The organism is Streptomyces longhuiensis (assembly GCF_020616555.1).
In the GTDB taxonomy this organism is placed as follows: Bacteria; Actinomycetota; Actinomycetes; order Streptomycetales; family Streptomycetaceae; genus Streptomyces; species Streptomyces longhuiensis.
Genome location: NZ_CP085173.1, coordinates 5,224,142 through 5,246,173 on the forward strand (window position 1 = coordinate 5,224,142; position 22,032 = coordinate 5,246,173).

Below are 22,032 nucleotides of genomic sequence, written 5' to 3' on the forward strand. Positions count from 1 at the left end.
CGCGACCAGGACTGGAGCTGTCCGGCAAGTCTGGAAAGATGGGGGCGACGATGACGTCGCCATCCGGGGCCGATCCAGACGAGAGGCCCCAGGTCAGGGTCTGACAGCACACACCCGCACATCCCAAGGAGCGGACACATGCCCATCGCAACCCCCGAGGTCTACGCCGAGATGCTGGACCGGGCGAAGGCCGGCAAGTTCGCCTACCCGGCCATCAACGTCACCTCCTCGCAGACCCTGAACGCTGCGCTGCGCGGCTTCGCGGAGGCCGAGAGCGACGGCATCATCCAGATCTCCACCGGTGGTGCGGAGTTCCTGGGCGGCCAGTACAACAAGGACATGGTGACGGGCGCCGTGGCCCTCGCCGAGTACGCGCACATCATCGCCGAGAAGTACGACGTCACCGTCGCGCTGCACACCGACCACTGCCCCAAGGGCAAGCTGGACGGCTACGTACGCCCGCTGCTCGACATCTCCGCCGAGCGCGTCAAGGCCGGCCGCAACCCGCTGTTCCAGTCCCACATGTGGGACGGCTCCGCGGAGACCCTCGCCGACAACCTGGCCATCGGCCAGGAGCTGCTCGCGAAGGCCGCCGCCGCGAAGATCATCCTCGAGGTCGAGATCACCCCGACCGGTGGCGAGGAGGACGGCGTCAGCCACGAGATCAACGACGAGCTGTACACGACCGTCGACGACGCGATCCGCACCGCCGAGGCCCTGGGCCTGGGCGAGAAGGGCCGCTACCTGCTCGCCGCGTCCTTCGGCAACGTGCACGGCGTGTACAAGCCGGGCAACGTCGTCCTGCGTCCGGAGCTCCTCAAGGACCTCCAGGAGGGCGTCGGCGCCAAGTTCGGCAAGACCGCCGGGTCGCAGCCGTTCGACTTCGTCTTCCACGGCGGCTCCGGCTCCACCGAGCAGGAGATCGCGACGGCGCTGGAGAACGGCGTCGTGAAGATGAACCTCGACACCGACACGCAGTACGCCTTCACGCGTCCGGTCGCGGACCACATGTTCCGCAACTACGACGGCGTCCTGAAGGTCGACGGCGAGGTCGGCGTGAAGTCGCAGTACGACCCGCGCACCTGGGGCAAGTCCGCCGAGGCGGGCATGGCCAAGCGCGTCTCCGAGGCCTGCGCGAACCTGCGCTCCACGGGCACGAAGCTCAAGTAGGCATTCGCGAACGACGCCGGGGCCCGGCACTCCTCTTCCTGGGGTGCCGGGCCTCCGGCGTGCCCGGAGGGAGATGACTGTGCGCTACGACTTCGACACCCCGGTCGACCGGCGCGGCACCTGGTGCGTCCAGTGGGACGGGGTCGCGGACCGGTTCGCGGTGCCCGATCTGCTGCCGTTCACCATTTCCGACATGGACTTCGCCTGCGCCCCCGAGGTCCTCGCGGCGCTCGGGTCCCGGCTCGCGCACGGCGTGTTCGGGTACACGGACTGGCGACACGACGACTTCCGCGGCGCCGTACGCGACTGGTTCGCGACCCGGTACGGCACCGAGGTCGACGTCGACCGGCTCGTGTACGCCCCGTCCGTGCTCAACCAGATCTCCCAGCTCCTGCGCATGTGGACGCGGCCCGGCGACGGCGTCGTCGTGCACACCCCCACCTACGACGGGTTCCGCAAGGCGGTCACCGGCCTCGGCCGTGAGATGCGCACCGCCGGTGTCGACGACTGGGCGGGCCTGGAGCGGGAGCTGGCGCGGCCCGACAGCCGGGTCCTGATCCTGTGCTCGCCGCACAACCCCACGGGCAAGGTGTGGACGGACGCCGAACTGACCCGGATCGCGGACCTCGCCCGGCGCCACGACGTCGCCGTCGTCAGCGACGAGATCCACGCCGACCTCACGCACGCCGGCCATGTCCACCGCCCGTGGACGCCGTACGGCGCCGGCCTGCGCTGGGCGCTCGTCACCTCCGCCACCAAGGCCTTCAACTTCCCTGCCCTGAGCGGGAGTTACGGATTCGTCGACGATCCGGACGACCATGCCGAGTTCGTGCGGCGCATGGACACCGGGGAGGGCCTCGCCTCGCCCGCCGTGCTCTCGCTGACCGCGCACATCGCCGCGTACCGCGAGGGCGGGGCGTGGCTGGACGACGTGCGGGAGTACACGCGGGGGAACCTGGTGATGCTCGCGGAGCGGCTCGGCGCCGCGTTCCCCGAGCTCGGGTGGCGGCCGCCGCAGGCCGGCTATCTCGCCTGGATCGATCTGCGTCCCCTCGGCATCGACGACGACGCGCTCCAGCGGGAGCTCGTCGAGCGGGAGCGGGTGGCGATCATGCCGGGCGGCACCTACGGGGCACCCGGATTCCTCCGGCTGAACGTCGGCTGCCCGCGCTCCAAGGCCGAGGCGGGCGCGGACGCGCTGGTACGGGCGCTGGGCAGGTTCGCGATCACCGGCATGGAACGCACCGCCGGTCATGGCGCAGACTGGAACCCATGAGCCTTCACGAGAACCTTCTCGGGGGACCGCCCCCGACCCAGCTGCCCGACGACCCGGAGCCGCGCGAGCTGCTCGCGAGCGGCACGGCGCCCGCCGATGTCGCCGCGAAGTACCCGACCTCCTCCCTCGCCTGGGCGCGCCTCGCCGACGAGGCGTACGAGCGCGGCAGCGTCGTCGAGTCGTACGCGTACGCCCGTACCGGCTACCACCGGGGCCTGGACTCGCTGCGCCGCGCCGGCTGGAAGGGCCACGGGCCGGTGCCGTGGGAGCACGAGCCGAACCGCGGCTTCCTGCGCGCCCTGCACGCCCTCGCGCGCGCCGCGCAGTCCATCGGCGAGCAGGGGGAGTACGAGCGCTGCGCGCAGTTCCTCAAGGACTCCTCGCCCGCCGCTGCCCAGACCCTGGGCTAGATTTCCGCACTTCAGCAGGCCCGCCCGTGGTGATGTGACCGGGCGGGCCTTGCCGTTTCGGGGGACGATTGCGGAGGATGCCCGTGGGGACCGGGGCCCCCGTGCCGGAATCGGCAGGGGCGGACCGCTACCCGGAGTACGTTCAAGGAGACAGCGATGTCCCACGAGGCTCACGAGTCGAACGAGCCAGAGACGCCGTATCTCGACTTTGCGGGGACCACCCCTTACGAGGACTACGTCCAGGCCGACGTCCTCACCCACCTCCAGCACACCCGCTCCGACGACCCCGGAGAGATGGTCTTCCTGGTCACGACCCAGGTGATGGAGCTGTGGTTCACGGTCATCGTCCACGAGTGGGAGACCGCGTCGCGGGCCCTGCGCGGCGACGACGTGCCGACCGCGGTGGCCGCCCTGAAGCGCTCCGTGCGCGAGCTGGACGCGCTGAACGCGTCGTGGCGCCCGCTCGGCCAGCTGACCCCCGCGCAGTTCAACTCCTACCGGGCCGCTCTCGGCGAGGGCTCCGGCTTCCAGTCGGCGATGTACCGGCGCATGGAGTTCCTGCTCGGTGAGAAGTCCTCCTCCATGCTCGTCCCGCACCGGGGCGCGCCGCGCGTGTACGCGGAGCTGGAGAAGGCGCTGGAGGAGCCGAGCCTGTACGACGAGGTGCTGCGGCTGCTTGCCCGCCGCGGCCACGCCGTCCCCGAGGCCGTGCTCAAGCGGGACGTGGCGCAGAGGTACGTGCCGTCCCCCGAGGTCGAGGCCGTGTGGACCGCGCTGTACGCCGGTGACGAGGGCGACGAGCTCGCCCGCCTCGGCGAGGCCCTCACCGACGTCGCCGAGCTGGTGTGGCGATGGCGCAACGACCATCTGGTGGCGACCCGCAGGGCGATGGGCGCCAAGACGGGCACGGGCGGCTCCGCGGGCGTGGCCTGGCTGGAGAAGCGCGCGCAGAAGAACGTGTTCCCCGAGCTGTGGACAGCGAGGTCCCATGTCTGACGTGACCGCTACCGACGTGACCGCCCTGGCCGCGAAGGCCCTGGAGCTGGATGCCGCCGACGAGCTGGGCAAGCTGCGCGAGCGGTTCGTCCTGGACGACGCCGGCGACACCGTGTACCTCGACGGCAACTCGCTCGGCGCGCTCCCCGCGCATGTGCCGGGGCGCGTCGAGGACGTCGTGCGCCGGCAGTGGGGCGAGCTGCGCATCCGTTCCTGGACCGAGTCGGGCTGGTGGACGGCGCCCGAGCGGATCGGCGACCGGATCGCTCCCCTCGTCGGCGCCGCCGAGGGGCAGGTCGTCGTCGGCGACTCGACCAGCGTCAACGTGTTCAAGGCGCTGGTGGGCGCGGTGCGGCTGGCCGGTGAGGGGCGCGACGAGATCCTCGTCGACGCGACGACGTTCCCCACCGACGGGTACATCGCCGAGTCCGCCGCCCGGATGACGGGCTGCACGCTGCGTCCGCTGACCCCCGCGGAGGTCCCGGGCGCGCTCGGCGACCGTACGGCCGCGGTGCTCCTCAACCACGTCGACTACCGCACGGGCCGCCTGCACGACCTGCCCGCGCTGACCGCCGCGGTGCGCCGCGCGGGCGCCGTGTCCGTCTGGGACCTGTGCCACAGCGCGGGCGCGCTGCCGGTCGGGCTCGACGCGCACGGGGTCGACCTCGCGGTCGGCTGCACGTACAAGTACCTGAACGGAGGTCCCGGTTCACCCGCGTACCTGTATGTGCGCAGTGATCTCCAGAGCCGGTTCGACTCGCCGCTGCCGGGGTGGAACTCGCACGCCGAGCCGTTCGGGATGCGGCCCTCGTACGAGGCCGGGAACGGGGCGGTGCGGGGCAGGGTCGGCACCCCCGACATCCTGTCCATGCTCGCCCTGGAGGCGGCGCTCGACGTCTGGGACGGGGTGCCGGTCGACGCGGTGCGCGCCAAGTCGCTCGCGCTGACGGACTTCTTCCTGGAGTGCGTCGAGGCGTACGTGCCCGCGGGGCGGGTCGAGTCGGTGACGCCGGCGGCGCACGCCGAGCGCGGCAGCCAGGTGGCGCTGCGGTGTGCCGACGCGGGCGCGGTCATGAGCCGGCTGATCGCGGCGGGCGTCGTCGGTGACTACCGCGCCCCTGACGTGCTGCGGTTCGGCTTCACCCCGCTGTACCTCGGGTTCGCCGAGGTGGAGCGGGCCGCGCGGGTCCTCGCGGATCAGCTGGCGGCCGCCGCGGCGTAGAGGCGCCTCAGGCGGTGTAGACGCCCGCTTCCGCCGCCGCGACGGCGGCGTCGGCGGCCTGGTCCGCGTCGGCTTCGGTCGGCGCGGATCCGGCCGTCAGGAGCTGGTAGTAGAGGGGCGCGGACACGGCGCGCACGACGGCGGCCGGGTCCGTGCCGGGGCTCAACTCGCCGCGCCGCACGGCCTGTTCCACGCAGGGCGCCCACTCGGTGACCCGCACCTCGTAGAAGCGGCGCAGAGCCGCCGACGTCTTCTCGTCGCAGGTCGCGGCCGCGATGACGGCCCGGAACAGGGCGCCCTGGCGTGGATCGGCCAGCGTGCGCCGCACCAAGCGGGCGTTGGCCCGCAGGTCGCCGCGCAGGGTGCCGGTGTCGGTGCGCGGCAGCGACTGCTCGGCCATGTCGGCGAGGAGATCGGCGACGAGCCCCGTGACCGAGCCCCAGCGCCGGTACACCGTCGTCTTGCCGACCTCCGCGCGCCGTGCGACGTCCGCCAGGTCGAGGTGGGCGAAGCCCTGTTCGGCGAGCACGTCACCGGCGGCGTCGAGGACGGCGGCGCGGACCCGTGCCGTGCGCCCGCCGGGACGGACGGTGCCGGGCTCCGCCTGCGCGGTGCCGGGGTCCGAAGGGGCGGTCCCGGGCTCTGCTTGTTCGGGCATACGGTCAGGGTAACGGCACAGGGGAACCGTTTATCCGGTTACGGTGTGTGTCCGCCCACGTCACCGGCCTGGTAGCGTCCGCATACTTTCCAATTCCGCCGTGACGCTGAGAGGTTGGAGCATGCCGGACGACGCCGCCGCCCGCGACGAGGCCGAAGAGGCATCGGCCTTCTCGCACCCCGTGGTCCCGCCCGACGCCACCGCCGCGTACGGGGATCACCCGGACCAGGTCGTCGACTTCTACGCGCCCCGCGACGGAGCGGAATCCGCGCCGCTGGTGGTGGCCCTGCACGGCGGCGCGTGGCGCGCCCCCTACGACCGGCAGCACCTGACGCCGTTCGCCGACTTCCTCGCCCGGCGCGGCTTCGCGGTCGCCAACGTCGAGTACCGGCGCGGGAGTTCACTGCCCCAGCAGGGCGGCACGGGGCCGGTGGCGGGGCGCTGGCCGGAGACGTTCGACGACATCGCCGCCGCCCTCGACGCCCTCCCCCGCCTCGTACGGGACGTGCTGCCGCAGGGGGACCAGCGGCGCACCGTCGTCGTGGGGCACTCGGCCGGCGGGCAGCTCGCCCTGTGGGCCGCCGCGCGGCATCTGCTGCCCGAGGACGCGCCCTGGCGCACCGCCGCCCCCGCACCGCTGCGCGGCGTCGTCGCGCTCGCCCCGATCGCCGACTTCGTGACGGCCCGCGACCTCGACGTCTGCTCGGGCGCGCCCGCCCAATTCCTGGGCGGCGAGGCCATGTTCGAGAAGCGGCTGTCGTACGCCGACCCCGCCGCGCTGCTGCCCACGGGCATCGCGACGACGCTGGTGCAGGGACGGGCCGACACGACGGTGCCGTTCGCGGTCGCGGAGGCCTATGCGGACGCGGCGGCGAAGGCGGGCGAGGTCGTGGGGCTCACGCTCCTGGAGGACGTCGGCCACTTCCCGCTGATCGACCCCGCCGCGGACGCGTGCGCCGTGGTGGCGGAGGAGATCGCCCAGCTGGCGTGGTGACGCCGCCCAGCCCTGGCGGGAGCGTGTAGTACCTGCGACGGAGGGCCCAGGACCCTCCTCCCGTGGGACGCCTTCGGGGCGGGCCGCCGCCTACGGTGCTGTACGTGACCGAGACCCAGACCCAGACCCAGACGATGCCGACGGGGGCCAAGAGCCGCAGCCCCGAGTACCGTCTCGCCGCCGGCGCGCTGAGCGGCCTGCGGCAGGACCTGTTCAAGGATCCCTTCGCCTACCGTCCGCTGCCGCCGTGGTCGCCGGACGGCCCGCTGATCGGGCGGCTGCCGGAGCGGGTGCGCCGCTACGCGGTGTGGACACCGCACGCCGTGGTCCTGGGCGCCGCCCTGTTCACGCTGCTGATCGCGTTCGCCGTCGGCGACTCGATGGGCGGCGACGTGATCCACGCGCTGTCCGGCTTCGTCCCGGCGCTCGCCGTGGCGATGACGCTGATCAGGCCGGTCGGGGCGTGGTGGATATCCCTCGTGTCGACGCCGTTCGTCGCGGTCATGGGAGGGGACGGGTTCGGCGCCCCGTGGGCGCCCGCCGGGTTCTTCGCGCACCTCGTCGTGATGACGGTGGTCGCGGCCAGGACCCGGCCCCGCACGGCGGCCTGGATGTGGGCGTGCACGGCCGCCTTCGGCTTCTTCGCGTCGGTCTTCTGGTACAGCCTGGACTCGGACACCGCCCCGATGCTCGTCGTCTCCGCGCTCACGCTCCTCGTCACCACGTCGGTGCACATCAGGCGTGAGGCGAAGGTGGAGATGACCGCGCAGCGCCAGGTCACGGCGGTGGAGCGGGACAGGCGCACGCTCCTGGAGGAGCGCACGAACATCGCCCGCGAACTCCACGACGTGGTCGCGCACCACATGTCGGTCGTCGCGATCCAGGCCGAGGCCGCGCCCTACCGCGTGGAGAACCCGCCCCCGGAGCTGGAGCAGGCCTTCGTCACGATCCGCGAGAACGCGGTGGCGGCACTCACCGAGCTGCGCCGCGTCCTCGGCGTCGTACGGGTCGAGTCCGCCGAGTGGTCTGCGGCGCCCGACGCCCCGCAGCCGACGCTCGCCGACCTCGGCCGGCTCCTGGAGAACGTGCGGGAGGCCGGGCTCCGGGTCGGGCAGACGGTCACCGGCGCGGTCCGCGACCTGCCGCAGGGCGTCGAGCTGTCGGCGTACCGCATCGTGCAGGAGGCGCTGAGCAACGCGCTGCGGCACGCGCCCGGCGCCGAGGCGCGCGTCGAGGTGTCGTACGTCCTCGGGGGGCTGGGCCTGCGCATCGTGAACGGCCCGCCGACGGGTCTGGTCAAGCCCTCGCCGGGCGCGGGCCACGGGATCACGGGCATGCGGGAGCGCATCGCGATGCTGAGCGGCGAGATGACGGCGGGGCCCACGGCGGACGGCGGCTACGAGGTGGCGGCGTTCGTGCCGGTGGCCGCGCCGGAGCCGGAGGCGACGACGGAGACGGACCGGTCGTGAGACGGCATGACCATCCGCGTACTCGAACCGGGAGACCCGGCATGACCATCCGCGTACTCGAACCGGGAGACCCCGCATGACCATCCGTGTACTGATCGCCGACGACCAGATGATGGTCCGCGAGGGCTTCTCGGTGCTGCTCAACGCGATGCCCGACATCGAGGTCGTCGGCGAGGCGGTCAACGGCCGCGAGGCGATCGCCCGGGTCCGTGAGCTCTCCCCGGACGTCGTCCTCATGGACATCCGCATGCCGGAGCTGAACGGCATCGAGGCCACCCGCGAGATCGCCGCGATGGACGGCGGCGCGAAGGTGCTGGTCCTGACCACCTTCGACCTCGACGAGTACGTCTACCAGGCCCTGCGCGCCGGTGCCTCCGGCTTCCTCCTCAAGGACGCCTCGGCCCGCCAACTGGCCGACGGCGTAAGGGTGGTGGCCCAGGGTGAGGCGCTCCTCGCCCCCTCGGTCACCCGCCGCCTGATCACGGAGTTCTCCAAGCTGTCCGAGATCCCGAAGCTGCCTGCGGTGGCGAACCCGGGGGCGTTCGGCGAGCTGACGGAGCGCGAGACGGAGGTGCTCGTACTGATCGCCCAGGGCCTGTCGAACGCGGAGATCGCCGAACGGCTGGTCGTCGCCGAGTCGACCATCAAGACCCACGTCAGCCGGGTCCTCGTGAAGCTGGGCCTGCGCGACCGCACCCAGGCGGCGGTCTTCGCGTACGAGGCGCGGCTGGTCAAGCCCGCGTAGGCGGTCGGCGCACAGAGGGGGTCATCAGCTCCGGGGGCCGAGGTCGAGCGTCTCGCGGTGCGCGTGCCAGCGCGTCATCAGGCCCTTCAGCTCGCTGTCCAGGAACTGCATGAACGCCGCGGTCTCCGCGAGCCGCAGACCCGCGGGGCTGTCCGGGCCCAGGGATTCCACCCCGTCGCGCAGGACCTTCTCCCAGCGCGCGAGGAGCTGGTCGCGGCGGGTGAACGTCTCGAACCACAGGTCGTTGTGCAGCCGGTAGCGGTCGCGGCGCGAGCCGGGCTCCCGCTCGCGGCCGACCATGCCCGCCTGCGTCAGATAGCGCACCGCCCCGGACACCGCCGCCGGGCTGATCTGCAGCCTCTCGGAGAGCTCGGCGGAGGTCAGCGCGCTCTCGTCGGAGGCGAGCAGCGAGGCGAAGACGCGGGAGGCCATCCGCTGCATCCCGGCCTCGGTCATCTCCGCGGCGAACCGTTCCACGAAGCGTGACACCGCCGCCTCACCGCCGTCCCGGTTGGTCCCGGCGCCGCCGTCGCCGTCCTTCGTCGCGCTCATGTCCCGATCATCTCCCCTGGGTGACGTGCAGCCTCAAGTTTATACGCTTCCTTAACTTCACAAGTTTGTGAAAGTAGCGTACGTTCTGAAACATGACGAAGGCAATGACCGTCTCCGGACTGCACAAGTCGTTCGGCAAGACGCACGCTCTGGACGGCCTCGACCTGGACGTCGAGGCCGGCGAGGTGCACGGCTTCCTCGGCCCCAACGGCGCCGGGAAGTCCACCACCATCCGCGTCCTGCTCGGCCTGCTGCGCGCCGACTCCGGCGCGGTGCAGCTGCTCGGCGGCGACCCCTGGGCCGATGCCGTCGCCCTGCACCGCAAGGTCGCGTACGTGCCGGGCGACGTCACGCTGTGGCGCAACCTCAGCGGTGGCGAGGTCATCGACCTCTACGGGCGGCTGCGCGGAGGCCTCGACAAGGCGCGCCGGGCGGACCTGATCGAGCGGTTCGAGCTCGACCCGACCAAGAAGGGCCGCACCTACTCCAAGGGCAACCGGCAGAAGGTCGCCCTGGTCGCCGCGTTCGCCTCCGACGTGGACGTCCTCATCCTCGACGAGCCGACCTCCGGCCTCGACCCGCTGATGGAGGAGGTCTTCCAGGAGTACGTCAAGGAGGCCGCCCGCGAGCGGGGCCAGACCGTGCTGCTGTCGTCGCACATCCTCAGCGAGGTCGAGTCGCTCTGCGACCGGATCAGCATCATCCGCAAGGGCCGTACCGTCGAGACCGGGTCGCTCAGCGAGCTGCGGCACCTGACCCGCACCAGCGTCACCGCGGAACTCGCCTCCGCGCCCGATGGACTCGCCCAGCTCCCCGGCGTGCACGACCTGGACGTCCAGGGCCTGCGCGTCAAGCTCCAGGTCGACAGCGACAAGCTCGACGCGGTGCTCCGCTCGCTCACCGGCTCCGGCGTGCGGTCGCTCGCCAGCACCCCGCCCACGCTGGAGGAGCTGTTCCTGCGGCATTACCAGGCGGACGGTGCGGACGGCGCCGACGGGACCGAGGGCGCCCGCACCGCCGAAGGGGCGGTGTCGCGATGACCGCCGCCGCGGCCGACACGCGATTCGCCCCCCGTGCTGCCGGAGCGCGCCAACTCGCGGGTACGGGCGTCCTGTTGAGGCTCGCGCTGCGCCGCGACCGCGTCATGATCCCCGTCTGGGTCGCCGTCATCCTCATGATGGTCCTGTCGATGCCGGGCTCGCTGAAGAGCGTGTACAGCACCGCCGCCGAGCGCGCCGACCTCGCGCAGTCGATGGCCACGAACAGCTCGATGCGCGCCCTGTACGGACCGGTCTTCGCCGACTCGATCGGCGGACTCACCGCGTGGCGCATCGGCGTCTACGGCGGGCTGTTCGCCGCCATCATGAGCCTGCTCATCGTCGTACGGCACACCCGTGACGAGGAGGAGAGCGGGCGGCAGGAACTGGTGTCGTCGGCGATGGTGGGGCGGCGCGCCCCGCTGACCGCCGCGCTGCTCGCGGCGCTCGTCGCCGACGCGGCCGTCGCCCTGCTGGTCGCGGGCGGCCTCGCCTTCCAAGGCGGCGGCGGGGCACTGGCGTTGGGGCTCGCCATCGCGGGGACCGGCATGGTGTTTGCCACGATGGCGGCGATCGTCGCGCAGCTCACGGAGAGCGCGCGCCTCGCCAAGGGACTCACGTCGGCGGTGCTCGGCCTCGCGTTCGTGCTGCGCGCGGCCGGGGACTCGGGGACGGCGGACGGTTCGTCCGTACTGACCTGGCTGTCGCCGCTCGGCTGGCTGGAGAACACCCGGGCGTTCGCGGACGAACGCTGGTGGGTGTTGCTCCTGTTCGTGGCGGGCGTCGCCGCGCAGGGGGCGGCCGCGTACGGGCTCGCCGGGCGGCGCGACATCGGGATGAGCTTCCTGCCGAGCCGCCCCGGACCCGCCTCGGGCCGGCTCGGCACGGCGGGCGCGCTCGCGTGGCGGCTCCAGCGCGGCAGCGTGTTCGGGTGGAGCGCCGGGTTCCTCGTCGCCGGCATCGCGTTCGGCGGGATGACTCAGGGCGCGACGGACCTCGTCGGCGACAACCAGAAGACGCGGGACATCATCGAGCGGATGGGCGGCCAGTCCGGTGTCACGGACGCGTTCCTCGCCACGATGGTCGGCATGCTCGGCATGGTCGCCGCGCTCTACATCGTCTCGTCGGTGCTCCGGCTCAGCGGCGAGGAGACCTCGCAGCGCGCCGAGCCGGTCCTCGCGGCCGCGGTCGGCCGGCTGCGGTGGGCGGCGGGCCATCTGGCCGTCGCGTTCGGCGGGGCCGCGCTGATCATGGTGCTCGGCGGCCTCGGCCTCGGGATCGGCTACGGCAAGGACTTCGGCCCCGTCCTGGCCGCCTGCCTCACGCAGCTCGCCGCGATCTGGGTCATCGGCGGCCTCGCGGTGCTGCTGTTCGGCGTGTTCCCGAGGGCGGCGGTGGCGGCCTGGGCGGTCGCGGGCATCGCCCTCCTGATCGGCTGGATCGGCCCGGCGTTCGAGCTCCCGCAGCCGGTCATGAACCTCTCCCCGTTCGGCCACCTGCCGAAGCTGCCGGGCGGCGAGATGGCGTGGACCCCGGTCCTGACCCTGCTGGCGATCGCGGTGGTCTTCGTCGCGGCGGGCCTGACGGGCCTGCGCCGCCGGGACCTGTCGAACTGACCGGTCACGTCACTCCGGCACGTCACTCCGGCAGTGTCAGCCCCCACGCACCCGCCCGTACCGTCCACGTGCGGGTGCGTACGGGGCCGCCCACCACCTGGTCCGCGCGGTAGCGGAAGTCCGGGCCCGACACCGTCACCGAGTGCGCGAGGACCCGCAGGGGCGCCGCCTCCGCGCCCACCGAGGACGGCCTCACCTCGACGCTGGCCCGGCCCGCCGTGTCCGGGGCCACGCTCACGCCCTCGACCGGCCGGTCCAGATCGACCAGCGTCACCCCGTCCGCCTCGACCCGCAGCCGCTGCGGCCCGGGCGCGGGCGCCGTCATGCGCGGCGGGCGCGCCGCGAGCGTGCGGACGAGGGACTGGCAGGTGCGCAGCCAGTGGTGCGCGGGGTCGGAGCCCAGCGCCGCCGGGTGCGCCACTGGCGGGATCCGCAGATCCCCGAGCACCACCCCGTCGGAGTCGTCGACGAGCAGATCGAGCCGCCGCGCGACGCCCTCCAGGGCCGCCCGCGCCGCCGCCACCGCGTCGGTCGGCACGCCGAGGGAGCGCGCCAGCGACAGACTCGCGCCGACCGGAACGAACGAGAGAACGGAACCCGCCAGCTCGCGCTCGCGGTGCAGCAGCGCCACCGCGCGCAGCAGCGCCCGGTCGTCGCCGATCACCACGGGCCGCCGGGAACCCCTTCTGACCAGCGCCTTCGCGAACTCCTCCGGCCCGTCCGGCAGGCACACCTTCACCGTCGCACCGGCGCCGAGCACGTCCTTCGCGATGCGTACCGACTCGCCGTCCGCACGCCGGGCGACCGGATCGACGACCACCAGTAGCTGGTCAAAAGCCGCCACCTCGGTCCTGCCTCGCTTCCTCGGGTAGCATCTTGGTGCAAGAGCCCCTTGCGCTATTGCGCCAGGGGCTTCGTCTATTCCGGGGCACACCAAGGCACACCCATACAGGCGGCTACGGCCCCTGACCTTGGTCTTGCCCCGCCCGGAAGGGGTGTACGCCTGTGCCCGCACTTGTGCTGCTCGGTGCTCAGTGGGGTGACGAAGGCAAGGGAAAGGCCACCGACCTGCTCGGTGGATCCGTGGACTATGTGGTGCGCTACCAGGGCGGCAACAACGCCGGTCACACGGTCGTCGTAGGCGACCAGAAGTATGCGCTCCACCTCCTCCCTTCCGGGATCCTCTCGCCGGAGTGCACGCCGGTCATCGGAAACGGTGTCGTCGTCGACCCGTCGGTCCTGCTCTCCGAGCTGAGTGGACTGAACGAGCGCGGCGTCGACACATCGAAGCTGCTGCTCAGCGGCAACGCGCACATCATCACGCCGTACAACGTGACCGTCGACAAGGTGACGGAACGCTTCCTCGGCAAGCGCAAGATCGGCACCACCGGCCGCGGTATCGGACCGACCTACGCGGACAAGATCAACCGCGTCGGCATCCGCGTCCAGGACCTCTACGACGAGTCGATCCTCACCCAGAAGGTCGAAGCGGCGCTCGAGGGCAAGAACCAGCTCCTCACCAAGGTCTTCAACCGGCGCGCCATCGAGGCGGAGCAGGTCGTCGAGGAGCTGCTCGGCTACGCGGAGCAGATCAAGGGCTACGTCGCCGACACCACCCTGATCCTGAACAAGGCCCTCGACGACGACAAGGTCGTCCTCTTCGAGGGTGGCCAGGGCACGCTGCTCGACATCGACCACGGCACGTATCCCTTCGTGACGTCGTCGAACCCGACCGCGGGCGGCGCCTGCACGGGTGCGGGCGTCGGCCCGACGAAGATCAGCCGCGTCATCGGCATCCTCAAGGCGTACACGACGCGTGTCGGCGCGGGCCCGTTCCCGACCGAGCTGTTCGACGAGGACGGCGAGGCGCTGCGCCGCATCGGCGGCGAGCGCGGTGTCACCACCGGCCGTGACCGCCGCTGCGGCTGGTTCGACGCGGTCATCGCCCGCTACGCGACCCGCGTGAACGGCCTGACGGACTTCTTCCTCACCAAGCTGGACGTGCTCACGGGCTGGGAGCAGATCCCGGTCTGCGTCGCCTACGAGATCGACGGCAAGCGCGTCGAGGAACTCCCGTACTCGCAGACCGACTTCCACCACGCGAAGCCGGTGTACGAGTACCTGCCGGGCTGGTCCGAGGACATCACCAAGGCCAAGACCTTCTCCGACCTGCCGAAGAACGCGCAGGCGTACGTGAAGGCCCTGGAGGAGATGTCGGGCGCCCCGATCTCCGCGATCGGCGTCGGCCCCGGCCGCACCGAGACCATCGAGGTCAACTCGTTCCTCTAGGCCTCTAGGCCTCTAGGCCTCTAGGCCCCGCGCCCCGGAACAGCAGGCGCCCCGGTCCGCTTCGGCGGGCCGGGGCGCCTTCGTGTGTGCGGTCAGCCTCCGAAGACCGAGCCGAACTGCGGTGTGCCGGCCGTGGACACGCCCACCGCCGAGGGCGAGAGCGACACCGCGCCCGTCGTGGTGATCCTGCCGCCGCTGGACTTGAGGACGGTGACCGCGCCGTTGCCCTCGTTCTCGCCGCTGACTCCGACGGCCAGGTCCGACCTGCCGTCGGCGTTGAAGTCCGACAGCAGGACGTCGGTGCCGAACGCGTCCTTGTACTCGCTGGTGCCCGGGACGCCCGCCGTGTCCTGGGTGAACGTCTGGGCGCCGGTTCCCGTGACGCCCGAGGCCGAGCCGTACAGGACGGTCACGGCGCCGCTGTCGCCCGATCCCGAGGCCGCGCCGTCCTCGGCGATGGTGCCGACGGCGATGTCGGAGAGGCCGTCGCCGTTGATGTCGCCGACGCTGACCTCCCAGCCGAACAGGTCCGACGCCTCACCGGTGCCGGGGACGCCCGCGGTGTCCTGGGAGATCACGGTGGTGCCGCCGTCGGGTCCGGTGGCGGAGCCGTACGTGACGTGGATGTCGCCACCGGTGGACGTGCCGGGCTGCTCCTCGGAGTTGGAGGAGTCGGAGGTCAGGCCGGTGACCACGTCGCCGAAGCCGTCGCCGTTGATGTCACCGATGTCGCTGATCACGCCACCCGGCAGCGCGGTGGCGGTGGCGGACGGGCCGGACGCCGTGCCGGGCAGGTAGTAGTTGGCGAGGTAGTCGCCGTCACTGGTGGCGTTGTTGCCGCTGACGACGAGGTCGTCCTTGCCGTCGGCGTTCACGTCGCCGGCCGTGAGCTTGCGCAGGTGGTACGGGCTGGTCGCCCGCACCGGGGTGGTGACGGCGGTGACCGAGCCCACCGTGCCCGACTTGGCGATGCCGCCCTTGAAGACGCGGACGGACTTGCTGCTGTCCGCCGTCACGAGGTCGGTCTTCCCGTCGCCGTCGAAGTCGCCCGCCGCGACGTCGAAGCCGAACCGGTCGTGGCTCGTGGGCGCCGGGTCCGCGATGGTGGTGCCGCCCTTCAGCCCTCCGGAGGAGCCCCACAGGACGGTGACGGTCCCACCGTCGGTGTCGCCGGGCATGTCCTCGTACGGGGTGCCCACGGCGAGGTCGGTGAAGCCGTCACGGTTGAAGTCGCCCGGTGAGGTGACGTATCCGAAGAGGTCGCCGGACTCGGGAGTGCCCGGCACGCCCGTGGAACTCTGGGTGAGGGTGGCGCGCTTCGCGGCGCTGATCCCGTTCGCCGAGCCGTAGAACACCGTGATCTGCCCGGCCTTCGCGTGGCCGCCGACGGATGCCTCGGGAGAGGAGACGGCGACGTCCGGGTAGCCGTCGAGGTTGAAGTCGGCCTCGTGCGGCTGGGTGGCGGAGGCGCCGGGCGTCGCCGACGCGGCGCCGGCCGACAGGGAGACGAGGCCTCCGGTGAGTGCGGCCGCGGCGGCCGTCGCGGCCGCTATGCGGCCACGGCCCGGTCTGACGGCGGGGGTGCGCTTGTGCTTCGGCATGGCGGATTCTCCTGCGGCGGGCTCGGCATGGCGGTTTTGGTGATCAGGAGACCCGTGCCGCAGGCCGAAGGTTGTAGGCACCATCGGGCTATTTTTCCGTGGAGAGTTCCGGGGAGCGGGGCCGTCACCCGTTTCCGCAGATCCGCAGCCCCATGGGCGTCCCGCACGGCAGATGGCCGTGGGTGCGGATGACGTCCTGGCCGGGGCCGCGGATCGCGTAGGCCAGGAAGCTGGAGGCGAGGGAGTCGGCGGGCGGGCGCCCGTAGGTGTAGGCGAACTCGATCTCGCGGTACGGGTAGCCGCTCGACTCGATGTGGTCGACGTCCGGCGCGTGGCCGTCGAGGGAGAGGCGGTGCAGGCCCTTCAGCTCGGTGGCGGCGCGCAGTTCGCTGTAGCCGAGCGCTCCGGGGATCCGGGCGACGGCGTCCAGGACCTGGTCGGTGGAGTCGAGTTCGCAGCGCAGTACGGGTACCGACCGCACCGTCCGGTTGGTGCAGTCGTCCGACGAGGTGCGGGGCTCCTCGCCGCCGGCGAGGACCCGGTCCTGGAGCGCGCGGCGGGTGCCGGAGCCCGAGGTGCGGCTGACCAGGACGACGGGCAGGTCGGGGCCGCCGAGCTGGGCCCAGGAGCGGATCTCGCCGCGGTAGAGGCGCCGTACGTCGGCGACCCGCAGGTTCCTGAGCCGGATCCGGTCGTTGACGACGAGAGTGAAGAGGGAGACGGCGACGTGGTTCTCGCTGAGCTGCGTGTAGCTCGCGGGGCGCGGCCCGTCGGAGAAGGCGACCACGGCCGGTGACCCCTTGGCCGGCTGCCCGGCGGCCCCGGTTCCCCGCGCGCCGCCGAGGGCGAGTTCCCGTACGCCGGACTGGCTGCCGTGGGCGCTGACCGTGATCGTCACGTCCGGGCAGTGCTCCTCGTACTTCTGCTTCAGCTCCTCGGCGACCGGCGCGAACGCCGTCGAGCCGGTGACCGTGAGCGTGCCCTTCTCGCAGTAGTCGGGCGGCGGTGGAGTGTCGGGCCACAGGGCGAGGGCCGCGAGCGCGATGACGAAGGCGCTCAGGAGGCCGGTCACCCGGCGGGCCCAGAGGCCGAACACGGGGGGCTTCTCGTCGGGCGTGACGCTGTGGTTCTCGTGCAGCTCACCGCCCTCGACATCCCCCTGGACGGTGGTGTCGCTGTCGACCGGTCCGCCGGTGAGCAGAACGAGGAGCTTGTAGTACGCGCCGGGGTTGAGCGGCACCCGCGGGATGCGCAGCGCGCTGCCCGAACTGACCAGTCCCGGACCCTGGTCGAAATGGCCCATCAGGTGCTCGGCCTCGGGCTGCAGCGTGACGGCCACGCCCCGGACGGTGCGGTCCTCGAACACGGCGGTCAGGCCGTGGTGCGGTGACGAGTCCGTGTAGTCGTCCCGGCCGATGGGCACCGAGCCGTCGTTCTCGATGCGCAGCAGGACGAGCGTCGCGTCGGACATCTCGGGCATCTCGTCGAAGAGTCCGAGCCGTACGTTGCTGGCGCCCGCGCGGTTGCTGCCGCCTATGACGGTGTCCATCTGCTTGCGGTAGCCGATGCGTTTGCGGCGCGGCGCGCGGCGGTCGATCCACACGGGAGCGGCGATGGACGCGATGCCGATGAGCACACCGGCGCCACCCATGACGACGTCGACATCGAACCAGCTCATGAGCCCCTCGCACGGGTGACCGACTTCATCGCACGGTCACCGTACGAAGCGGGCGGCGGGCCGGGGGCGGAACGGCGGGCGCGTCGGCGGATGTTCGCCGGACGACACCCTTCCGTTCAACTCGGCCCAGCGGACGGGGTGTTCAGCCGCCCTTGCTGTACGTCAGCTCGTCGCCGTTGTTCATCGTGCGGCGCAGCTCGCCCGACGAGAGCACCTCGACGGTGCTCGGCTTGCCCGGACTGCACGAACCGGAGGGGCCGGAGACGACGTCGGTGGCGCCTATGTGCAGCGTCCCGCCGGAGGCCGACACCAGCGTGCCCTGGAACACGCAGTGGTACGTGCCGCCGCCCTTGAGCGGCCCGTCCGCCGTCATCGACAGGACCGTGTCCCCGGGGCTGCCCTGCTGGATGTCCAGACGGCGGGTGTTGTGGCCCGTGGCGTTGTCGATCGAGGCGGTCCAGGTGCCGAGGAACTCGGTGGGCACGTCCCCGCCCGCGGGCGGGTCGGAGGACTCGGGCGGCTGCGAGGTCTCCGGGTCCTGCGAACTGGGGCCGCCCGTCGAGGGCCCCTGGCTCGCGGGCGCGCCGGACGTCGGCTGCTTGGAGTCCTCGCTCTGGGAGGCCGGCTTGCCGTCGTCCTTCATCAGCGCGTACACCGATCCGCCCGCGCCGAGCGCCACGACGAGCGCCACCACGATCAGCGCCGCCGTGGAACGCCCGCTGCGCCGCGGCTCGGGCTGCGGCGCGCCGATGGGGACGACACCGGGCCCGTACGGGGGCGTGGCGGCGGGGCCGTAGGGCGGCGTCCCGCCCCAGCCGCCCTGCTGCGGGTAGCCGTAGACGGGTGCCTGGGGGTGCGGATGCGGATACCCGTACGCGGCGGAGGCGGGCGGGGCCGCCGGCGGGAGCGCGGGGGTCGACGGGCCGGAGGGGGAGACCATCGTCGGGAGGTGGTTGACGGGGGCGGCGCCGGGCTTGCCTGGCGGGGGAGGGGTCGGCTCGCCGTCGCCGGTCTCTGCGGGCGGGGCGGGCGTGGCGGGTGCGGGCGTCTCCTTGGAGAGGCTGGGCGGCTTCCCGGAGGTCGCGCCGGTCGCGCCGGTCGCGCCGTCTGGGTCCTCCGTGTCCAGCAACTGCACGGCGTGCCGACCCAGTTGGGCCACGAGGGCCCCCGGCAGCCACGGGTCACGCGTGCGTCCGCCGTCGCCGAGCGTGTCCTCGGCGCCGGTCCGCTCCAGAAGCTGGTCCAGGGTCGGGCGGGCCGCCGGGTCCTTGTGCAGACAGTCCCGTACGAGTTCCTGGAGGCCCTCCGGGAGCCCTTCGAGGTCGGGTTCCTCCTGGGCGATACGGAACATCAGGGCGTGCACCCCGCTGTTGGCCGTGCCGAACGGCAGCGCGCCCGACGCCGCGTAGGCGAGGACCGAGCCGAGGCAGAACACGTCGCAGGCCGGGGTGATCCGGTCGCCGCGCACCTGCTCGGGGGCCATGAAGCCGGGCGAGCCCACGAGGGCGCCCGTTCTCGTGAGGCCGCCGTCCGTCACGGTCTCCAGGGCGCGGGCGATGCCGAAGTCGATGACGCGGGGTCCGTCGATCGTCACCAGGACGTTCGACGGCTTCAGGTCGCGGTGGATGAGGCCCGCGGTGTGGATGTCCTTGAGCGCGTGCGTGAGGCCCGCCGCGAGGATCCGAACGGAGCGCTCGGGCAGCGCGCCGTGGTCGTGCGAGACGACCGTCTGGAGCGAGGGCCCCGCCACATAACCCGTGGCCACCCAGGGGATGTCCGCCTCGGTGTCCGCGTCGAGGACCGGCGCGGTCCACTCCCCGCCGACCTGCCGCGCGGCCCGCACCTCCAGCCGGAACCGGTTCCTGAACTCCTCCTGCTCGGCGAGCTCCTGGCGCACCAGCTTGACCGCCACCGTGCGCCCGCGGTCCGAGCGCGCCAGATAGACCTGGCCCATCCCGCCCGCCCCGAGCCGCGCCAGCAGCCGGTACGCACCGATGCGCTGCGGATCTCCCGCCCCCAGCTTCTCCATGTCGCGCCACCCTCCCCCATGTGTGACCAACATCCTGAGAATAGTGGGAGGTTGTGACACTGAGGGCGGGGCGGCGTCTACGGTTCCGTAACAGGGTGGGCCGTGGGGTGATCCCCGGGGTGATCGGTCACCTCGTCCAGCGCCGCCGACAGCCGTTCGAGCGTCCGCACCGTCTCGGCGAGTTCGTCCTCGCCGAGCGCCGCCGCGAGCCGGTCCGCGAGGGCCGCGTGGCCGGGGCCGATCCGCGCGATCGCCGCGCGGCCCTCCTCGGTGGGGGTCAGGAGCTTGGCGCGCCGGTGGGCCGGGTTCGGCTCGTACGCGGCGAGGCCCTGGGTGACGAGCAGGTCGGCGACGCGCTGCACGCTCTGGCGGGTGATGCCCATGACGCGCGCGATGCCGGCGACGGGCAGCGGCCCGGTCAGGACCGCGCCGAGCACCTGCCACCGGGCGGCGGTGAGCCCCGCGGGCCGCGACAGCTCCTCGGAGACGGACAGGAACTGGCCGTTGAGCCGGAAGACGCCGAGCGCGGTCCGGCTCAGCAGGTCCTGGCGCGCCCTGCTCACTCCTGCGCTCCCTGGAGGGTCTCGTACGCCGTCACGTCCGAGTCGTGGAACAGGCGGTACCAGGCGTCGAGCAGCTCGCCCTCGAACACCCCGAGCCCGCCGAGGACTTCGCGCGCGAACGCGACCGGTTCGGTCGGTCCGGCGGTGATCAGGCCGCCGTCCGTCACGGCGTCCGCGTCGACGTAGTGCTCGCCGCCCTTGTAGCCGGTGGCGTCGAGGTACATGGGGACGGCGCTGGTGTGCGCCCGGTCGTCGAGCAGGCCCTCGCGGGCGAGTCCGGCGGTGGCCCCGCAGATCGCGGCGACCGGCACACCCGCGTCGAGGAAGGCGCGGGCCTTGCGGGCGAAGGGCGCGAGGTCGTCACCGGCGTCCCAGAGGTCGGCGCCGGTGAGGATCAGCAGCGAGCTGTCCTCGGGGCGCAGGTCGTCGAGGGCCAGGTCGGGCTGGATGCGCACGCCGCCGAGGGTGGTGACGGCCCGTCCGGCGTCGAGCGCGACGGTGCGGATCGTGTGACCGCCGCGGGCCAGGTGCGCGGTGGCGTGCCCCGACTCCCAGTCGGCGAGCGTGTCGTAGGCGGCGAGGTGTACGGGCTTCTCGGTGCGGCCGGCGGTCATGGTGTCCTCCAGAACCTCGGGTGCCTGTCACTGTCTGATGCGTATGACAGCATGCTGTCATTGCGACAGTGTGCTGTCAATTACTCTCCACGTGACCGACCCCCTGTGGAAATTTGTTTCCGTCAATCGGAACGATCTGGCGATCCAGTACGTACTCCTTCACGACGAACCACGACGAACCACGACGACCACGTCACGACGTACCCCTTCACGTCTGCGACCTCCCCCGACCGAGGAGACCGTGTGCTGAACAGGACGCCAGTCGCCGTCCGCGCCCTCGCGCGCGCCGCGCTCGCCGCCCGTCCCGTCGGACTCGACGGGACCGACGCCGAGGCCTCGCTGCTGCGCCACCACGGCCACAGCTATCTCGTCCCCGTCGAGCTCTTCCACGACTTCGCCGCCCTGCTCACCGACCCCCGCAGGCCGGGCGGCCCCTACCGCGCCCTGTCCGTCGGCGGTCGCCGCTGGTTCGGATACCGCTCGACGCACTACGACACCCCCGACCTGCGCGCGTTCCACGACCACGCGGCCGAGCGCGCGCCCCGCTTCGGCATCAGGGAGCGGCTCTACGAGGACAGCGGGAAGCGGCAGTTGGAGCTCAAGGTGCGCTGCGCGGACGGCGGGACGGTCAAGCACCGGACCTTCCTGGGCGCGGGCGACCATCCCCTCGACGACACCCGGCGCGCCTTCGTCGCCGGACTCCTGCGCGGCACGTACGGCATCGGGGCACCGCAGGAGCTGGCCGCCCGCGTCGTCACCGAGTACCGGCGCGCGACGTTCGTGGCCGACGGGCAGCGGCTCACCTGCGACGCGGGGCTCGTCGTGCGCGACGCGGGGCAGGGGCGCGCGGTGCGGGCGGACGGCGGGTCCGTGCTCGTGGAGACCAAGGCGGGCGCGCCGGGGCGGCCGACGGACGCGGACCGGCTCCTCGCCCGGTTCGGAGTGGCGCCCGTCGCGTTCGGCAAGTACTGCGGGGGACTCGCCGCGCTGCGGCCCGAGCTGACGGCCGGACCGTGGCGGGAAGCGGTGCGGGCGCTGTTCCCGGGGGCGGTGCCTCCGGGCGAGGGCGACAGTGTGTCGCGTTAGCGGCCGTCCCACAGACAGGACGCCGAT

General features: G+C 72.5%; 20 protein-coding genes. 12 read left to right on the forward strand and 8 right to left on the reverse strand.

Features of this window, described 5'->3' with window-relative positions; all coding sequences use genetic code 11:
- Positions 1 to 138: 138 nt before the first annotated feature.
- The 5 genes from fbaA (at position 139) to kynU (ending at position 5,074) form a co-directional block, all read left to right on the forward strand.
- On the forward strand, positions 139 to 1,170 hold the full coding sequence (gene fbaA, locus LGI35_RS24145) for a class II fructose-bisphosphate aldolase (protein WP_227296381.1): 1,032 nt from the start codon (positions 139 to 141) through the stop codon (positions 1,168 to 1,170).
- 73 nt (positions 1,171 to 1,243) lie between these two features.
- Positions 1,244 to 2,446, forward strand: coding sequence for a MalY/PatB family protein (locus LGI35_RS24150; protein WP_227296390.1), 1,203 nt, complete (start codon positions 1,244 to 1,246; stop codon positions 2,444 to 2,446).
- Positions 2,443 to 2,856 (forward strand): DUF3151 domain-containing protein, encoded by a 414-nt coding sequence (locus LGI35_RS24155; RefSeq protein WP_227296392.1) that lies wholly within the window; start codon positions 2,443 to 2,445, stop codon positions 2,854 to 2,856. Before LGI35_RS24150 ends, LGI35_RS24155 begins: the two co-directional genes overlap by 4 nt.
- A gap of 156 nt (positions 2,857 to 3,012) precedes the next feature.
- Complete coding sequence (locus tag LGI35_RS24160; protein WP_227296394.1) at positions 3,013 to 3,852, forward strand: tryptophan 2,3-dioxygenase family protein; 840 nt, start codon at positions 3,013 to 3,015, stop codon at positions 3,850 to 3,852.
- 16 nt (positions 3,853 to 3,868) lie between these two features.
- Entirely contained in the window at positions 3,869 to 5,074 is a 1,206-nt protein-coding gene (gene kynU / locus LGI35_RS24165) for a kynureninase (RefSeq protein ID WP_227300470.1), read from the forward strand.
- A gap of 7 nt (positions 5,075 to 5,081) precedes the next feature.
- Here kynU and LGI35_RS24170 read toward each other — a convergent pair whose 3' ends face one another.
- Complete coding sequence (locus tag LGI35_RS24170; RefSeq protein ID WP_116511798.1) at positions 5,082 to 5,732, reverse strand: TetR/AcrR family transcriptional regulator; 651 nt, start codon at positions 5,730 to 5,732, stop codon at positions 5,082 to 5,084.
- A gap of 121 nt (positions 5,733 to 5,853) precedes the next feature.
- Here LGI35_RS24170 and LGI35_RS24175 point away from each other — a divergent pair, with 121 nt between their 5' ends.
- The 3 genes from LGI35_RS24175 (at position 5,854) to LGI35_RS24185 (ending at position 8,940) form a co-directional block, all read left to right on the forward strand.
- Positions 5,854 to 6,726 (forward strand): alpha/beta hydrolase family protein, encoded by an 873-nt coding sequence (locus tag LGI35_RS24175; protein ID WP_227296396.1) that lies wholly within the window; start codon positions 5,854 to 5,856, stop codon positions 6,724 to 6,726.
- Positions 6,727 to 6,830: 104 nt separating this feature from the next.
- Complete coding sequence (locus tag LGI35_RS24180) at positions 6,831 to 8,195, forward strand: sensor histidine kinase (protein ID WP_376222068.1); 1,365 nt, start codon at positions 6,831 to 6,833, stop codon at positions 8,193 to 8,195.
- Positions 8,196 to 8,271: 76 nt separating this feature from the next.
- A complete protein-coding gene (locus tag LGI35_RS24185; protein ID WP_227296398.1) occupies positions 8,272 to 8,940 on the forward strand; it encodes a response regulator transcription factor in 669 nt (222 codons plus the stop codon).
- A gap of 24 nt (positions 8,941 to 8,964) precedes the next feature.
- On the opposite strand, the gene LGI35_RS24190 is transcribed toward LGI35_RS24185, so the two are convergent.
- Positions 8,965 to 9,492, reverse strand: coding sequence for a GbsR/MarR family transcriptional regulator (locus tag LGI35_RS24190; protein WP_227296400.1), 528 nt, complete (start codon positions 9,490 to 9,492; stop codon positions 8,965 to 8,967).
- Positions 9,493 to 9,584: 92 nt separating this feature from the next.
- On the opposite strand from LGI35_RS24190, the gene LGI35_RS24195 reads away from it, so the two are divergent.
- The gene (locus LGI35_RS24195) at positions 9,585 to 10,532 is read left to right on the forward strand and encodes an ABC transporter ATP-binding protein (protein ID WP_227296401.1); all 948 of its coding nucleotides are present in this window, start codon (positions 9,585 to 9,587) and stop codon (positions 10,530 to 10,532) included.
- Positions 10,529 to 12,145 (forward strand): ABC transporter permease, encoded by a 1,617-nt coding sequence (locus LGI35_RS24200; protein WP_227296404.1) that lies wholly within the window; start codon positions 10,529 to 10,531, stop codon positions 12,143 to 12,145. The genes LGI35_RS24195 and LGI35_RS24200 overlap by 4 nt, the downstream gene beginning before the upstream one ends.
- 22 nt (positions 12,146 to 12,167) lie before the next feature.
- On the opposite strand, the gene LGI35_RS24205 is transcribed toward LGI35_RS24200, so the two are convergent.
- The gene (locus LGI35_RS24205; RefSeq protein WP_227296406.1) at positions 12,168 to 12,989 is read right to left on the reverse strand and encodes an acylglycerol kinase family protein; all 822 of its coding nucleotides are present in this window, start codon (positions 12,987 to 12,989) and stop codon (positions 12,168 to 12,170) included.
- Positions 12,990 to 13,150: 161 nt separating this feature from the next.
- Between LGI35_RS24205 and LGI35_RS24210 the strand changes: the two genes are divergently transcribed.
- On the forward strand, positions 13,151 to 14,434 hold the full coding sequence (locus LGI35_RS24210) for an adenylosuccinate synthase (protein ID WP_116511784.1): 1,284 nt from the start codon (positions 13,151 to 13,153) through the stop codon (positions 14,432 to 14,434).
- A gap of 92 nt (positions 14,435 to 14,526) precedes the next feature.
- Here LGI35_RS24210 and LGI35_RS24215 read toward each other — a convergent pair whose 3' ends face one another.
- The 5 genes from LGI35_RS24215 to LGI35_RS24235 all read right to left on the reverse strand — a co-directional run bounded on the left by LGI35_RS24215 (position 14,527) and on the right by LGI35_RS24235 (position 20,919).
- A complete protein-coding gene (locus LGI35_RS24215) occupies positions 14,527 to 16,035 on the reverse strand; it encodes an FG-GAP and VCBS repeat-containing protein (RefSeq protein ID WP_227296409.1) in 1,509 nt (502 codons plus the stop codon).
- A 124-nt stretch (positions 16,036 to 16,159) separates the two neighbouring features.
- Positions 16,160 to 17,713: a substrate-binding domain-containing protein gene (locus tag LGI35_RS24220; protein ID WP_227296411.1), complete on the reverse strand. Its 1,554-nt coding sequence runs from the start codon at positions 17,711 to 17,713 to the stop codon at positions 16,160 to 16,162.
- A gap of 142 nt (positions 17,714 to 17,855) precedes the next feature.
- Positions 17,856 to 19,742: a serine/threonine-protein kinase gene (locus LGI35_RS24225; RefSeq protein WP_227296413.1), complete on the reverse strand. Its 1,887-nt coding sequence runs from the start codon at positions 19,740 to 19,742 to the stop codon at positions 17,856 to 17,858.
- A gap of 77 nt (positions 19,743 to 19,819) precedes the next feature.
- Positions 19,820 to 20,305, reverse strand: coding sequence for a MarR family winged helix-turn-helix transcriptional regulator (locus tag LGI35_RS24230; protein WP_227296415.1), 486 nt, complete (start codon positions 20,303 to 20,305; stop codon positions 19,820 to 19,822).
- Positions 20,302 to 20,919: a DJ-1/PfpI family protein gene (locus LGI35_RS24235; protein WP_227296417.1), complete on the reverse strand. Its 618-nt coding sequence runs from the start codon at positions 20,917 to 20,919 to the stop codon at positions 20,302 to 20,304. The genes LGI35_RS24230 and LGI35_RS24235 overlap by 4 nt, the downstream gene beginning before the upstream one ends.
- Positions 20,920 to 21,162: 243 nt before the next feature.
- On the opposite strand from LGI35_RS24235, the gene LGI35_RS24240 reads away from it, so the two are divergent.
- Positions 21,163 to 22,005: a VTC domain-containing protein gene (locus tag LGI35_RS24240; protein ID WP_227296419.1), complete on the forward strand. Its 843-nt coding sequence runs from the start codon at positions 21,163 to 21,165 to the stop codon at positions 22,003 to 22,005.
- The last annotated feature ends 27 nt before the right edge of the window (positions 22,006 to 22,032 follow it).

Coding starts and splice junctions, on each gene's coding strand:
- LGI35_RS24220 (WP_227296411.1), bottom strand. CDS start 17,713: ATGAGCTGGTTCGATGTCGACGTCGTCATGGGTGGCGCCGGTGTGCTC.
- LGI35_RS24170 (WP_116511798.1), bottom strand. CDS start 5,732: ATGCCCGAACAAGCAGAGCCCGGGACCGCCCCTTCGGACCCCGGCACC.
- LGI35_RS24175 (WP_227296396.1), top strand. CDS start 5,854: ATGCCGGACGACGCCGCCGCCCGCGACGAGGCCGAAGAGGCATCGGCC.
- LGI35_RS24155 (WP_227296392.1), top strand. CDS start 2,443: ATGAGCCTTCACGAGAACCTTCTCGGGGGACCGCCCCCGACCCAGCTG.
- LGI35_RS24190 (WP_227296400.1), bottom strand. CDS start 9,492: ATGAGCGCGACGAAGGACGGCGACGGCGGCGCCGGGACCAACCGGGAC.
- LGI35_RS24235 (WP_227296417.1), bottom strand. CDS start 20,919: ATGACCGCCGGCCGCACCGAGAAGCCCGTACACCTCGCCGCCTACGAC.
- LGI35_RS24200 (WP_227296404.1), top strand. CDS start 10,529: ATGACCGCCGCCGCGGCCGACACGCGATTCGCCCCCCGTGCTGCCGGA.
- LGI35_RS24225 (WP_227296413.1), bottom strand. CDS start 19,742: ATGGAGAAGCTGGGGGCGGGAGATCCGCAGCGCATCGGTGCGTACCGG.
- LGI35_RS24195 (WP_227296401.1), top strand. CDS start 9,585: ATGACGAAGGCAATGACCGTCTCCGGACTGCACAAGTCGTTCGGCAAG.
- LGI35_RS24185 (WP_227296398.1), top strand. CDS start 8,272: ATGACCATCCGTGTACTGATCGCCGACGACCAGATGATGGTCCGCGAG.
- LGI35_RS24160 (WP_227296394.1), top strand. CDS start 3,013: ATGTCCCACGAGGCTCACGAGTCGAACGAGCCAGAGACGCCGTATCTC.
- fbaA (WP_227296381.1), top strand. CDS start 139: ATGCCCATCGCAACCCCCGAGGTCTACGCCGAGATGCTGGACCGGGCG.
- LGI35_RS24215 (WP_227296409.1), bottom strand. CDS start 16,035: ATGCCGAAGCACAAGCGCACCCCCGCCGTCAGACCGGGCCGTGGCCGC.
- LGI35_RS24150 (WP_227296390.1), top strand. CDS start 1,244: ATGACTGTGCGCTACGACTTCGACACCCCGGTCGACCGGCGCGGCACC.